Below are 13,279 nucleotides of genomic sequence, written 5' to 3'. Positions count from 1 at the left end.
CCGCTCTCCAGGCATCACGCAACGATATCAGCCGCCACCGCTTGCCCAACCACACCCACAGCAAAGTCCACCGCCCCCTGCCCCGTCATGTCAACCATCAAACTGGTCTGATTGGTCTGCGCGAAGTAAGTCAGAATCGCATCGCCCGCATGCCCGGTGAAGCCACTGACAAAATTCAACGACGCCGCGCCCGTGGCGAAACCGGCGATGCCCGACAGGTCGATCTTGTCCAGGCCGCTGGTGAAATCCATGATCCAGTCCGGTGCGGTCATGTTCGAATCGCTGGCAGCGCCGAACACGAAGGTGTCTGCCCCCTCGCCGCCCCACAACGTATCGCCACCGCCACCACCGTAGATAATGTCGTTGCCGGCACCGCCGACCAGATCGTTGGCGGCCGCATTACCCATCAGCAGGTCATTGCCCGAACCGCCCAGCGCATTCTCCACGGTCACCCCGTAAGCAACGGAAACGTTGCCGACCAAGCCACCAACATCGGAGAACGAACCTTCATTGAGGTTGATCTTCTGGTTCTGACTGAAGCCGGAGAAGTCCAGCGTATCGTTGCCGCCGCCGTCCCACACCGAGAACACCACTTTGGAGGACGCCGAAGTAGCGCTGTAAAAATCGCGCTCGGCAGTGGAATTGAAACCGTACGTGGTGTCATCGGCACGGGTAGCGTAGTTGGCTCCATACAATTTTTGCACCGCGACAATATCGTCGAGCAACGGCGCCGAGGCGTACGCGCCGCTGCCGTCCTTGCTGAAATTCTGATCGGTATTGGCTTCGCTCCAGTAGCTCATCAGGCTGTAGCCACGGGTGTCTTCGGCGTACTTGGCGTCGTTATAGGTCGGGTTGCCGTTGCCAGCGTTGTAGGCGCCCGGGTGCGACAGGCCGAGGGTGTGACCGATCTCGTGGGTCAGGGTCTGGCGCCCGTAGTTGTTGGTGTCCGGGGTCTTGTTGACCTGATATTGATCGTTGATCAGGTACCACGACTGGCCGTCATAGCCACCGCCGCTGGGCAGGTAAGCGAAAGCCGCACCACCGGTGCTGACGTCGTAGTTGCCAAACGTCATGTGGCCATCGCCGCCCTTGCCTTCAGTGAAGGTGACATTGGCGACATCAGCCCAGGATTGCATGGCCAGCACGGCCTGGGCCTTTTGCTGGGCGCTGAACTCGCTGAAGTTGCCCAGTTTGACGTTGTAATTCGCCGGTTTGTCGGTCAGAAAGCTGTAGCTGAGGTCGATCTTGCCATCAGCATTCTTGTCGCCCCACGACAGGCCTTTGCGCAGGATTTCATCAGCGGCCTGGTCAGCGGTAAATGAGGGTTTGCCGTTGACCAGGCCGACGCCACGGTCATACAGGTGGCTGAAAGCATCGACCTGGTCGAAGGCGCTGGTGGTTTTGGATTTGGCTTGAGCCATGATGGACTTCCTTGTTTCTGAGTAGTCAGTGTCGACAGACCACGGCGATCTTCTGGCGAGATCGTCCTGTCACTCGCGTGTTTGAATCGCTGAAAAACCTGACACAGGTGTAAACCGCAGGCTAATCAATTTCTCGATAGCCCGGGCTGCGTCCCTGTATTACCCGTCATGTGCTGCAATGCTTTTTATCTGTATATCCATACAGATAAAAGTTGCCGCTGACGCCAAGTCCGGCCATTCTGTGCACCTGTGCGGACCTTGATCGACGTGGGTGGTTATGCGGTTGTACCTCTGTGAAAAACCTTCTCAGGCCAAAGACATTGCGGCCGTGCTCGGCGCCAGGCGTCGGGGCGACGGCTGCTGGCTGGGAACAGACGTCACGGTGACCTGGTGCATCGGCCACTTGCTCGAAACCGCCCCGCCGGACGCCTACGACGCCCGCTACAAGCGCTGGGTCCTGGCCGATCTGCCGATCATTCCGGACAAGTGGAAAATGACCGTCAAGCCGCGCACCGCCAGCCAGTACAAAGCGGTCAAACGCCTGCTCGGCGAGGCCAGCGAGCTGATCATCGCCACCGACGCCGACCGTGAGGGCGAGATGATCGCCCGGGAACTGGTCGAGCACTGTCGCTATCGCGGGCCGATCCGGCGTTTGTGGCTGTCGGCGCTGGACGAAGCTTCGATCCGCAAAGCCCTGGCGGCACTGAAGCCGGGGGCCGAAACCTTCAGCCTGTATCACTCGGCGCTGGGCCGCTCGCGGGCGGATTGGCTGATTGGCATGAACATGAGTCGACTGTTTACGCTGCTCGGTCGGCAATCGGGTTATCAAGGCGTGTTGCCGGTAGGCCGGGTGCAGACGCCGACCTTGCGCCTGGTGGTGGATCGCGACCGCAGCATCGCCGATTTCGTGCCAGTGCCATTCTGGGCGATCGATGTTGATCTGCTGCACAACGGCATACCGTTTACTGCGCAGTGGCGTGCGCCGTCGGATGCCTGTGACGATCAGGATCGCTGCCTGAATCAGGCGTTGGCCCAGCAAGCGGCGGCTGCGATCAGCAGCGCTGCCAGTGCCCGGGTGGTCAAGCTGAAAACCGAGCGCATGCGTGAAGTGGCGCCCCTGCCCTTCGATCTCGGCACCTTGCAGGAAGTCTGCTCGAAGAAACTCGGCCTCGGCGCGCAGGAAACCCTCGACATCGCCCAGGCTCTCTACGAAACCTACAAAGTCGTCACGTATCCACGCAGTGATTGCGGTTATTTGCCGCTGAGCCAGCACAGCGAGGCGCCGGGGATTCTCGCCGCGTTGCGGCAGGCCGATCCGGGTCTTGAGGCGCTCAACGGGTTTCTGGAGCCGCAACGCAAATCCCGCGCGTGGAACGACGCCAAGGTCAGCGCGCACCACGGCATCATTCCCACCGCTGCAGCGAAGAACCTTGAACGCCTGACCGGCAAACACCGCGCGGTCTACACGCTGATCCGCGCGCGCTATCTGGCGCAGTTCCTGCCCAATCACGAATACGATCGCACCCAGGCCGATTTCGATTGCGCTGGTGAAGCGTTGCGTGCGGTCGGCAAGCAGATCATCGAACCGGGCTGGAAACGCGCACTGCCCGAGGCGCTGGCAGCGGCCAAGGGCCGCGAGGCACCGGTACCGCAAACCTTGCCGGCACTGACGCAAGGCGTTGAGTGCGCAGTGGCTGACGTCAAGTTCAAGGATCTGTGGACGCAACCGCCCAAACCCTACACCGAAGGCGATCTGATCAAGGCGATGAAAAACGTCGCCAAACTGGTGGAAGATCCGCTGCTCAAACAGAAGCTCAAGGACACCACCGGGATCGGCACAGAAGCGACCCGCGCCTCGATCATTCAGGGCTTGCTTGACCGCGGCTATCTGGTGAAAAACGGCAAAGCCCTCGCCGCTACCCCGGCGGCGTTCAGCCTGATCGACGCGGTGCCCCGCGCAATTGCCGACCCCGGCACCACAGCCATCTGGGAGCAGGCGCTGGACATGGTGCAAAGTGGCGAAATGAGTCTGGAAGAGTTCGTCACCAAACAGGCGGCGTGGATGAGCAAACAGGTGACGCGCTGTTCCAGTCTCAGCCTGACCATCAGCGGCCCGCCACCAGCCGGTAAAGCGGCGGCCCCGTGGAAGAAAAAACGCAAATCGACCCGTAGCAAAACCACGGGTACGACAAAACGCACAGCGAAACCGTCAGGCAAATAAAACCCGCTAGTGTTTCTGCAAGGCTCAGCACTTTCAGGAACTCGGCGCATGGCCAATATCGAACTGCACCCCGCCCAGCGCGATGAGCTGGATATCGTCGAAAACCTCATGCAGTTCTACATGTACGACTTCAGCGAGTGGCTGCCACTGAAGCTCGCCGAGCACGGCTTTTTCTCGATCCAGCCGAAAATCGACTACTGGCGCCATCCGGCCACCCAACCGTTCCTGATTCGCGTCAATGGCGAACTCGCCGGTTTCGTGACCGTCGATAACGAAATCCACATCGCCGGGGCCGAACACAACATCGGCTATTTCTTCATCGCCCGACGCTTTCGTGGCCAAGGCGTCGCGCAGTTTGTCGTCTCTGCCCTCTTGAGCCGCATCCCCGGTCAATGGCAGATTTTCCATATCGACGCCAACCTGCCGGCACAGCACTTCTGGGCTGGGCTCATCCCGCAATTGAGCGGCGGCGATTTCACCCGCCAGCAGCGCGAAGTGGACGGTTATCCGTGCACTTTCTACGTGCTGAATACGCCTTTTTCCGTCGCCTGAACGGATTCTTTCTCATTCCAAAACAGCTTTGTCCGACAATATGTAGTGAACAAAAATAATCACTACAAAACCGTTGACGGCGTCGTTTTGCTTTTGCATGATGAAGACGTTCCCCGATCGGGAACATCGGTAACACGCTTGAGCAAACTCGTCTGACCGCCGAGTTGTTTTTTCCGGATACACGCTGCCCACAAGGCAGATTGAAGAAGCTGACCTGGCCTGAACGTCCAGTACAAGGACGAGAAGCGCTGGCGAAAATTCTCAAGACGCTTGTGGCTGACACGGTAAATGTCGTCAAGGAGCCTCCCGGTTTTCGCTGCTTCTCCTCGTTGTGACGCTATTGCGTAGCAGTTATTCAACACGACTACATGCAACAGATGCACGACCCCGTACTTCACACGGGCGAGCGCTGACGTCCTGGTTTCGGTGCCAGGGATCAACTAACCGATGGGCTACCTGTATTAGCGAATCAACTTTGAAAGATCACCAGACTGGTCAAGGGGCAATATCATGAATCTGAACAATCAACCTACTATCGAAGAACTGGCTCGTATGTTCGCTGCGCAGAAAGACAGCCATGACAGCCATATTCTCTGGATCAGCAAGTCGGGTCAGGTGCATATCGACTGCCTGGCGACCCATGCTGACGAAGACGAGTTCGACCGCAACCATCAGAACCTGCTGGCCCGCCTGAAGATGTACCGCCGCGGCCACGGTTATGTTGGCAAGAAAGCCGCGGCCGACAAGGACTTCATCGGGAATGTTCTGCAAACGCTGAAACAGGCGTGGGATTCGATGCAGAATAAGAATGAAGTTCGGGTGATTGATCGGTTCTGCTGAGCTAGCAATTAAATAATTGAAAGGCCTGCTTCCTTAAAGGAAGCAGGCCTTTTTTTGTTCGCTTGCATAGATTTGGCGTGACTGGAATTGTGGCCCCTCACCCCAGCCCTCTCCCGAGGGAGAGGGAGCCGATCGAGTTGTATAAAATCATCCGTCAACCGGACACACCGAGTTGATTATGGATTCAGCAAAACACTTTCAGGTCGGCGTATTACTCCAGCATCCCTCGGTCAGTCCCCTCTCCCTCAGGGAGAGGGTTAGGGTGAGGGGCTTCCCATGTCCAACACCAATTCCACAAACGCCACCGCCGCCGCACTGTGATAATTATTGCGCCGCCGCAACAACGCCGCTCCACGCTGCGGCGCCTCGCTCTCCACGCGCAACCGACGCAATGCCCGATCCTCCGTCGCAATCGCCTGCGGCAGCATCGTCGCCAGCGGCGAATGACGCACCACTTCCAGCAACGTACTCACCGAATTCACCTCGATCCGCACCTGCGGCGTAATCCCATGCTGACGAAAATACTCATCCACCGATAACCGCGTAATGAAGTCCGGCGCCAACAAGGCGAAATCCAGTGAAGCGATATCATCCGGTGTCAGCACCGCCACACTGTCATACAGCGGATGCTCCCGCCCGACCATGATCCCCAGCGTTTCGGTAAACGCCGGAATGCATTCGATGTCGGCATTGCGCACCGGCGTAAACGCAATCGCAATATCCAGCGAGTCATCTGCCAGCCCCGCCTCGATGTCGTCCATCGACAGCTCGAAAATCTGTAAATGAATGCCCGGATAGCGCGCGGCAAAATCGCGCACCAACGGGCCGACCAGATAAGCCATGAACGTCGGTGTCATCGCCAGACGCAACGTCCCGCGAGACAAATCCTTCACGTCATGCAACGCGCGCTTGCCCGCCTCCAGCTCCACCAACACCCGTCGCGCGCATTCGATGTAGGCCTCGCCAGCATCGGTGGGTTTGACCGTCCGCGAGGTGCGATCAAACAGATTGACCCCCAGTGTCTCTTCCAGTTGGCGAATCTGCTGCGACAGGGTTGGCTGTGAAACATGCAACGCCTCGGCGGCACGGGTAAAGCCGCCGTGATCGGCAACGGCCAGCAGGTAACGCAAATGTCGCAGCAGCATGGCAACACCATCTATAGGCAGGACTTATGCGAAGCATTGTATATCGGTCTTGGACGCTATGGATGAATCGGCAGAAGATCAATCCCACACAGCAAGCCAACCCCTGAAAGGAGTGACACCATGCAACAGTCCCACGCCTACAACGACACCAGCCTGGCCCTGACCACCCGCATTCTCGACGCCAAGGCACGCAAAGATCTGTCGTGGCAGGATCTCGCCGATGACACCGGCCTGAGCCTGGCGTACGTCACCGCTGCCCTGCTCGGTCAGCACCCGCTGCCGGAAAACGCCGCCCAAGTGGTCGGTGACAAGCTGGAACTGAGCGCTGAAGACGTCGCGGCGATGCAGATCATCCCGCTGCGTGGCAGCCTCAGCGGTGTGCCGACCGACCCGACCATCTACCGCTTCCACGAGATGATCCAGATCTACGGCACCACCCTCAAAGCCCTGGTTCACGAGCAGTTCGGCGACGGCATCATCAGCGCGATCAACTTCAAGCTCGACATCAAGAAAGTCGAAGACCCGGAAGGCGGCTCCCGCGCGGTGGTCACCCTCGACGGCAAGTTCCTGCCCTTGCGTCCGTTCTGATCCGCACCGGCCCGCACCCTGCGTGCGGGCCAACCCACCCCAAATGGTTACCCGTCACCACTGCGTCTGGAGGCTGCCCCATGCAAAAAATTCTACTGATCCTGGCCCTGCTCGGCGGCTTTTCCGTCCAGGCATCTGCCGCTGACGAAGCCGTCGCCTATCGCTACGGCATGCAACTGGATATCGCCCAAGTGCTGAACATTACTCCGGTCGCCGATGTGTGTGGCGTGGTGCCGGTCGAGATGACGTATCTGGACAGCCACGGCGGCAAGCACATTCTTCAATACAGCGAATTCGGCAGCGGTTGCTCGAACTGAGAGGACAACACCATGAAAAACCTGATTGATGGCTTCCTGAAATTCCAGAACGAAGCGTTTCCGCAACGTACCGAACTGTTCAAACACCTGGCGACCACGCAACAGCCCGGCACGTTGTTCATCACCTGTTCCGACAGCCGTGTAGTGCCGGAACTGCTGACCCAACAAGAGCCCGGCGAGCTGTTCGTCATCCGTAATGCCGGCAATATTGTGCCGTCCTACAGCCCGCATCCGGGCGGGGTTTCGGCGACGGTGGAATACGCGGTGGCGGTGCTCGGCGTGACCGACATTGTGATCTGCGGCCATTCGGACTGCGGCGCGATGACTGCGATCGCGAAGTGCAAATGCATGGATCACCTGCCCGCCGTCAGTGGCTGGCTGCAGCATGCCGAGTCGGCGAAAGTGGTCAACGAAGCGCGGCCGCATGCCAATGACGCGGCGAAGTTGAGTTCGATGGTGCGCGAAAACGTGATCGCGCAACTGGCGAATATCCAGACCCACCCAAGTGTGCGTCTGGCTCAGGAGAAAGGGCTGCTGAATCTGCATGGCTGGGTGTATGACATTGAGACCGGTTCGATCGATGCGCTGTCCGCCGACCGCCGCACGTTTGTGCCGCTGGCCGAGCAACCAGCGACTTGCGCGATCCATGCACAAACCACCCACGCCGCCTGAGCAACTGATCGCTCCCACGCTGGAGCGTGGGAACGATCATTGTCCGCCAGATCAACGTTTTACCGTGAGATCGATCTGGGTCATGCGGCTACGCACGGTGAACACGCCATCCCCCGAAAGAATCGCACTGCGCGCAAACAAGCGCCCACTCTCCCAGTTCGAAAGCCCCAACTCTGGTTTGTTGAGCGCGTACTGCCCATCGACCCAACGGGTAATGCCGTTGCCCACGAACGGCGCATTCACCGCATTGTAAAAACGCTCCTGAACCTGCGCATCCTCACTGATCAACGACACAGTGAACTGCGGGCTGTAGCGGTTGAACAGCGCAATTGCATGATCCAGATCGTCAACGATCATCAGGCTGACTTCAGGGGTTTCTTCCCATTCCCACTCGCGGCCCAACGCCGATTCCGCCAAGGGTTCGGCCAGTGCTTCGGTCTGATAACCCTCGGCGCGATAGACCTCGACCGTCGCGTTCTGCCACTCGCTCGGCAAGCAACTTTCGCTGCCTTCGACGATGTGCAGTTTGCAACCCTGACCACGCGCGGTGCCGGCCTGTTGCAATGCCTCAAGAAACAACGGCACCAGTTCCGCCGCGCGATCACGCTGGATCAGGCAGACGTTCAACGTATTGCAGACTTTGCGATCCAGCGAGTTGCGCACCACGGCGGCGAAACGTGTGGCATCGGCATCACGATCGGCAATCAACCACGCGCCCCCCGTGCCGTGCAGGCTGACAGCGGTGCCAGCCTGCTGGGCGATACTGCCCAACTGACTGACCGCACGACCCGAACCGCGCGCCACCGCCAGCGACAAACGCCGGTCAGCGAACATCGCCCAACCGGCGGCATGATTGACGCTTTCCACCAACGACACCGCGCCGGCCGGCAGACCGGCATCGGCCAGCGCCGGGTTCAACGCATGAGTGACAATGGCCTGCGCGGTGCCCAACGCATCGCTGCCAATGCGCAAAACGGCGGTGTTGCCAGTGCGCAAGACACCGGCCGCGTCGGCGAACACGTTCGGCCGGCCTTCAAAGACAAACGCGACGATGCCCAACGGCGAAACCACTTGCTCGACCTTCCAGCCATCATGCTCAACGCTGCTGATGACTTTGCCGCGCGTGGCTGCGGCATCCCGCCAGGCGCGCAGGCCGGCGATCATGTCGCCACGCATGCGCTCATCGGCGAGCAATCGGGTGGTGGAACGACCGCGCGCCTTGGCGCGTTCGATGTCCGCGCGGTTGGCGGTTTCGATGTGAGCCCAGCACGCAGGGGTTTCCAGACGTTGCGCAAACAGGTCGAAAAACTGGCTGATGGCCTCATCGGACACCGCCGACAACGCCGTGAATGCCGCTGCCGCGCGCTCGATCGCTACCGACGCCGCTTGCTGATCCGCCACGGGAATCAACAGCAACTCGCCACTGACCTGCTCCACCAGCAGATGGTCACCGGGCTGAAAGCGCGCGGCCAGTTCGGGGCTGACCACGGTGACGCGGTTACCAGCGAAAGGGATCGGCGTGCCAGCGACTAGACGTTCGAGCGCAAGAGACATGAAGCGGATTCACCATGCAGGGAGCGGCCGGAAAATGTATAGGAACACAATCCTCCAAAGCAACCGCTAACCCTGTGGGAGCGAGCTTGCTCGCGAAAGCGGTGGATCTGATACATCAATGTTGGCTGACCTGACGCCTTCGCGAGCAGGTTCGCTCCCACAGGGTTTTGTGGTGTTTGTGTGATCGGGTCAGAAGACTGACCAGCCAATCCGCGCGCTAAGCATCTCCAGCGCCGCCATGCCCGCCAGCGAGTTCCCGGCGGCATTCAACTCCGGCGACCACACGCACACCGTGAACTGCCCCGGCACCACCGCGACAATCCCGCCGCCGACACCGCTCTTGCCCGGCAAGCCAACGCGATAAGCGAAGTTGCCCGCTTCGTCATACAGCCCGCTGGTGGCCATGATCGAGTTGACCTGCTGGGTTTGCCGACGCGTGAGGATCTGTTCGCCGCTGTGTTTGCAGAAACCGTCGTTGGCCAGAAAGCAGAACGCCCGCGCCAGATCAATGCAGTTCATCCGCAACGCGCAGTGGCTGAAATAACTGCGCAGCACCGCTTCGACGTCGTTGTGGAAGTTGCCGAACGACTGCATCAGATACGCCATCGCCGCATTGCGCGCACGGTGTTGATATTCGGAGTCGGCGACTTTGCCGTCGATCATGATCTGCGGATTGCCTGACAGGCGCCGGACGAAGTCACGCATCGACAGGGTCGGTGCGGCAAAGCGTGACTGGTTGATGTCGCAGATCACCAGCGCACCGGCATTGATGAACGGATTGCGCGGCCGGCCGCGCTCGAATTCCAGCTGCACCAGCGAGTTGAACGGCTGCCCGGACGGCTCGTGACCGAGGCGTTCCCAGATCGCTTCGCCGGAATGATCGATCGCCTGCACCAGGCTGAACACCTTGGAAATGCTCTGCACCGAGAACGGCGTCTCGGCGTCACCGGCGCAATACATCTCGCCGTCGTTGCCGTACACGGCGATGCCCAGCTGATTGGCCGGCACGGTGCCGAGGGCAGGAATGTAGTCAGCCACCTTGCCCTGCCCGATCAACGGGCGGACAGCGTCAAGAATCTCGTTCAACAGCGCTTGCATGCCGGGTTCCGAAGTCTCGCCCCATGGGATTGCGGGGACACTGGGGCTAGACGCTGCGCCCGCCCGTCGAATCACACCGGCCGCCATCGTGGTGAATGTTCTAGGCTCAACCGCACATTCAAAAACGGGAGAGCAACCATGCTACTCGAAGGCTCCTGCCATTGTGGCGAGGTCACATTCAGCCTCACCAGCGCCCATCCCTACCCTTATCAACGCTGCTACTGCTCGATCTGTCGCAAGACTCAGGGCGGTGGCGGTTATGCGATCAACCTTGGCGGCGACGCGACCAGCCTCAAGGTGCGCGGGCGCAAACACATCAGCATTTACCACGCGAAGATGAAAGACGAAGGCGACCAGCGCGCCCATCGCAGCACGGCCGAGCGGCATTTCTGTTCATTGTGCGGCAGCGGCCTGTGGCTGTTCAGCCCGGAATGGCCAGAACTGATCCACCCGTTTGCCTCGGCCATCGACACGCCGTTGCCGGTGCCGCCGGAGCACACGCATTTGATGCTCGGCTCGAAAGCACCGTGGGTGGAAATCGACGTTAAAGCGAAAGACAAACAGTTTGACGTCTACCCCGAAGAATCCATTGCCCAGTGGCATGAACGCCTCGGTTTGACCCGCTGAACGCGTAACTCCAGGCTCCCCCCTGTAGGAGTGAGCCTGCTCGCGATAGCGGTGGGGCAGTAGCAAAAATGCCGATTGGACTGACCCCTTCGCGAGCAAGCTCGCTCCCACAATGATCTCTGGCGTTCACAAATCCAATGTGGGAGCGAGCCTGCTCGCGAAGGGGCCGGCACGGGGCAGCGCATTTAATCCAGATGCGCCCAGGTCATCCGGAACGACGCCCCACCCCAAGGCGAATCGCCCACCTCAACCTGCCCGCAATGGGATTGCGACACCCGCCGCACCAGCGCCAGGCCCAAACCAAACCCACCGGTACGGCGATCGCGACTGGCATCCAGCCTCGAAAACGGCTCAAAGATCTTCTCCCGTCCGTGCACCGGCACCCCCGGCCCGTCGTCGTTGACCCGCACCTGGTAATAATCGCCCGTGCGTTCCAGCGTCACCTCCACGCGCTGCTCGGCATAACGAATCGCGTTGCGCAGCAGATTGATCACCGCCCGCGCCATGAATCGCGGTTCGATGCGCACTGTGTCGATCCGGCAATCCGCGATCAGCAACTGCACCCCCGCCGCCTCTGCTTCAAGCGCCACGCTGCCAACTACGCTATCAAGCCAATTGGCAGCCTGGATGTTTTCGCGCTTGATCACCGTTGCGCCGCGCTCAAGGCTGGCGTAGGTCAGCAGCTCGGACACCATCTCCTCCAGTTCACCAAGGTCGGCGTACATGTCGGCGATCAGCTCGCGGTTCTGACTGGCGTCCGGCTGTTGCTTGAGCTGGTCGAGTTCAAACGACAGCCGTGCGATCGGCGTGCGCAGTTCGTGAGACACGGCATTGGTCAGCTCACGCTGATTGGCGATCAGCCCTTCGATGCGCGCCGCCATCAGATTGAAGTGTTCGGCCAGATCGCGAATGTTCGAGCGTTTCGACAATTGAATGCGCACCGACAGGTCGTTATCGCCGAAACGCTCGGCAGCGAGGCGCAGTTTCTCCAGATCACGCCAGTGCGGACGTACCCAGAAAAACAGCACGATGCCGATCAGCACGGCGATCATCAGGTAGGCAGCGGCGATGTAGAACGGCATCAGGCTCGGCTCGGCCGGCAAGCGGATGCTGAGCAACTGCGGCCCCTCGTCAATCGCAGAAATGTACTGGGTGTACTTGTCGCGGATCACCAGCAGCCCTTTGGCCAGCTCGGCTTTTTCCTCGTCGCTCAGGGCCAGTTCAGAGGCGTCGACCAGCGTCAGCCCCAAACCGTAATGCGGGCGGATCGTTTCCAGCTGTTGTTCCCGGGCCGGGCCGTCGAGGTCGCGCAACTGCTGGCCCAACGCCCAGGCCTGGCCGCGCACGGCCTCACGGTTGTAGTCCTGCATCTGATAATCGAGCAAGGCATCAAAAGTGCGCTCGACCGTCTGCAAGGCCAGCACCAGACCCAACGTCATGACCAGAAACAGCCCGAGAAATAACCGCAGCATCTACAGCTCCCACGCGAACGGATTGAACAGATAACCCTTGCCCCACACAGTCTTGATACACATCGGCTCGCGGGGATTGTCTTTGAGCTTGTTGCGCAATTTGCTGATGTACACATCGACGCTGCGATTGAGCCCGTCGAAGGCAATCCCGCGCATGCGATTGAGAATGTCATCCCGCGACAGCACTTTGCCGGCCGCGCTGGCCAGCAACCACAGCAGCTCGAATTCCATGGTGGTCATTTCGATGACCTCGCCCGCCAGCCGCACTTCACGGCAACTGCGGTCGACGCTCAACTGACCGAACTCCATAAAACTCACCACATTGCTGTCCGGCACCTGCCGCCGCTGCAGCGCTCGCAGCCGGGCCAGCAATACCGGTGGCTTGATCGGTTTGATCACGTAGTCATCGGCGCCGGACTCCAGACCGAGGATATGGTCGAGGTCATCTTCCTTGGCCGTCAGAATCACGATCGGTGTGTCCGACACGCTGCGAATCTCCCGGCACACGTGCAGACCGCTCTGCCCCGGCAACATCAGGTCGAGCACCACGACTTTCGGTTTGAATTCGAGAAAGGCAGCCACGGCCAGATCACCGCGATGCACCGTGCGCACCTCGTAGCCGTGTTGTTCGAGAAAGTGGGCGATCAGCGCGGCGAGGCGCTCATCGTCTTCCACCAGCAGGAGTTTGCCAAAACCCAGGTTATCCATAACGACCGTCTGCCGCCCATGTGTGAAGTGGTCGGCATTATGGCGGCAATCGCGATGAAGGCGT

Annotated in this window: 13 protein-coding genes; 7 read left to right on the top strand and 6 right to left on the bottom strand. The window is 60.0% G+C overall.

What is annotated here, in order from left to right:
* Positions 1-14 precede the first annotated feature (14 nt).
* On the bottom strand, positions 15-1,421 hold the full coding sequence (locus CLU80_RS25045) for a serralysin family metalloprotease (protein ID WP_093437138.1): 1,407 nt from the start codon (positions 1,419-1,421) through the stop codon (positions 15-17).
* Positions 1,422-1,698: 277 nt separating this feature from the next.
* Here CLU80_RS25045 and CLU80_RS25040 point away from each other — a divergent pair, with 277 nt between their 5' ends.
* The 3 genes from CLU80_RS25040 (at position 1,699) to CLU80_RS25030 (ending at position 5,034) form a co-directional block, all read left to right on the top strand.
* Positions 1,699-3,642 (top strand): DNA topoisomerase III, encoded by a 1,944-nt coding sequence (locus CLU80_RS25040; protein WP_093437133.1) that lies wholly within the window; start codon positions 1,699-1,701, stop codon positions 3,640-3,642.
* Between the two features lie 48 nt (positions 3,643-3,690).
* The gene (locus CLU80_RS25035) at positions 3,691-4,194 is read left to right on the top strand and encodes a GNAT family N-acetyltransferase (protein ID WP_093437129.1); all 504 of its coding nucleotides are present in this window, start codon (positions 3,691-3,693) and stop codon (positions 4,192-4,194) included.
* 510 nt (positions 4,195-4,704) lie between these two features.
* Positions 4,705-5,034, top strand: a complete 330-nt coding sequence (locus CLU80_RS25030; RefSeq protein WP_093437124.1) for a hypothetical protein — start codon at positions 4,705-4,707, stop codon at positions 5,032-5,034.
* A 257-nt stretch (positions 5,035-5,291) separates the two neighbouring features.
* Here the strand turns inward: CLU80_RS25030 and cynR are convergent, their stop codons facing one another.
* On the bottom strand, positions 5,292-6,179 hold the full coding sequence (gene cynR / locus CLU80_RS25025; protein ID WP_099758675.1) for a transcriptional regulator CynR: 888 nt from the start codon (positions 6,177-6,179) through the stop codon (positions 5,292-5,294).
* Between the two features lie 120 nt (positions 6,180-6,299).
* Here cynR and cynS point away from each other — a divergent pair, with 120 nt between their 5' ends.
* From cynS to CLU80_RS25010, 3 genes are all read left to right on the top strand, one after another.
* Positions 6,300-6,767: a cyanase gene (gene cynS, locus CLU80_RS25020; protein ID WP_093437115.1), complete on the top strand. Its 468-nt coding sequence runs from the start codon at positions 6,300-6,302 to the stop codon at positions 6,765-6,767.
* An 80-nt stretch (positions 6,768-6,847) separates the two neighbouring features.
* Entirely contained in the window at positions 6,848-7,084 is a 237-nt protein-coding gene (locus CLU80_RS25015; protein WP_093437110.1) for a DUF2790 domain-containing protein, read from the top strand.
* A gap of 12 nt (positions 7,085-7,096) precedes the next feature.
* Positions 7,097-7,756 carry a carbonic anhydrase gene (locus CLU80_RS25010; protein WP_099758674.1) on the top strand — a complete coding sequence of 220 codons (660 nt, stop codon included), beginning with the start codon at positions 7,097-7,099 and terminating at the stop codon, positions 7,754-7,756.
* Positions 7,757-7,807: 51 nt separating this feature from the next.
* Here CLU80_RS25010 and CLU80_RS25005 read toward each other — a convergent pair whose 3' ends face one another.
* A complete protein-coding gene (locus CLU80_RS25005; protein WP_099758673.1) occupies positions 7,808-9,310 on the bottom strand; it encodes an aldehyde dehydrogenase family protein in 1,503 nt (500 codons plus the stop codon).
* A gap of 189 nt (positions 9,311-9,499) precedes the next feature.
* The gene (gene glsB, locus CLU80_RS25000) at positions 9,500-10,408 is read right to left on the bottom strand and encodes a glutaminase B (protein WP_007911001.1); all 909 of its coding nucleotides are present in this window, start codon (positions 10,406-10,408) and stop codon (positions 9,500-9,502) included.
* A gap of 138 nt (positions 10,409-10,546) precedes the next feature.
* Here glsB and CLU80_RS24995 point away from each other — a divergent pair, with 138 nt between their 5' ends.
* Entirely contained in the window at positions 10,547-11,035 is a 489-nt protein-coding gene (locus CLU80_RS24995; protein ID WP_099758672.1) for a GFA family protein, read from the top strand.
* A gap of 185 nt (positions 11,036-11,220) precedes the next feature.
* On the opposite strand, the gene CLU80_RS24990 is transcribed toward CLU80_RS24995, so the two are convergent.
* Together CLU80_RS24990 and CLU80_RS24985 are read right to left on the bottom strand one after the other, a co-directional pair.
* Positions 11,221-12,507, bottom strand: coding sequence for an ATP-binding protein (locus CLU80_RS24990; RefSeq protein ID WP_099758671.1), 1,287 nt, complete (start codon positions 12,505-12,507; stop codon positions 11,221-11,223).
* The gene (locus CLU80_RS24985) at positions 12,508-13,215 is read right to left on the bottom strand and encodes a winged helix-turn-helix domain-containing protein (protein WP_093437091.1); all 708 of its coding nucleotides are present in this window, start codon (positions 13,213-13,215) and stop codon (positions 12,508-12,510) included.
* Between the last annotated feature and the right edge of the window lie 64 nt (positions 13,216-13,279).

The sequence above is a fragment of the Pseudomonas sp. 29 genome, from assembly GCF_002754355.1.
GTDB classification, from domain to species: Bacteria; Pseudomonadota; Gammaproteobacteria; order Pseudomonadales; family Pseudomonadaceae; genus Aquipseudomonas; species Aquipseudomonas neuropathica.
Note: the sequence above shows the minus strand (reverse complement) of the source record. Positions and strands in the feature narration are given on the sequence as shown.

What these genes read in the sequence shown, in the direction of transcription:
- CLU80_RS25045 (WP_093437138.1), bottom strand. Translation starts at nt 1,421, where the DNA reads ATGGCTCAAGCCAAATCCAAAACCACCAGCGCCTTCGACCAGGTCGAT.
- CLU80_RS25040 (WP_093437133.1), top strand. Translation starts at nt 1,699, where the DNA reads ATGCGGTTGTACCTCTGTGAAAAACCTTCTCAGGCCAAAGACATTGCG.
- CLU80_RS25035 (WP_093437129.1), top strand. Translation starts at nt 3,691, where the DNA reads ATGGCCAATATCGAACTGCACCCCGCCCAGCGCGATGAGCTGGATATC.
- CLU80_RS25030 (WP_093437124.1), top strand. Translation starts at nt 4,705, where the DNA reads ATGAATCTGAACAATCAACCTACTATCGAAGAACTGGCTCGTATGTTC.
- cynR (WP_099758675.1), bottom strand. Translation starts at nt 6,179, where the DNA reads ATGCTGCTGCGACATTTGCGTTACCTGCTGGCCGTTGCCGATCACGGC.
- cynS (WP_093437115.1), top strand. Translation starts at nt 6,300, where the DNA reads ATGCAACAGTCCCACGCCTACAACGACACCAGCCTGGCCCTGACCACC.
- CLU80_RS25015 (WP_093437110.1), top strand. Translation starts at nt 6,848, where the DNA reads ATGCAAAAAATTCTACTGATCCTGGCCCTGCTCGGCGGCTTTTCCGTC.
- CLU80_RS25010 (WP_099758674.1), top strand. Translation starts at nt 7,097, where the DNA reads ATGAAAAACCTGATTGATGGCTTCCTGAAATTCCAGAACGAAGCGTTT.
- CLU80_RS25005 (WP_099758673.1), bottom strand. Translation starts at nt 9,310, where the DNA reads ATGTCTCTTGCGCTCGAACGTCTAGTCGCTGGCACGCCGATCCCTTTC.
- glsB (WP_007911001.1), bottom strand. Translation starts at nt 10,408, where the DNA reads ATGCAAGCGCTGTTGAACGAGATTCTTGACGCTGTCCGCCCGTTGATC.
- CLU80_RS24995 (WP_099758672.1), top strand. Translation starts at nt 10,547, where the DNA reads ATGCTACTCGAAGGCTCCTGCCATTGTGGCGAGGTCACATTCAGCCTC.
- CLU80_RS24990 (WP_099758671.1), bottom strand. Translation starts at nt 12,507, where the DNA reads ATGCTGCGGTTATTTCTCGGGCTGTTTCTGGTCATGACGTTGGGTCTG.
- CLU80_RS24985 (WP_093437091.1), bottom strand. Translation starts at nt 13,215, where the DNA reads ATGGATAACCTGGGTTTTGGCAAACTCCTGCTGGTGGAAGACGATGAG.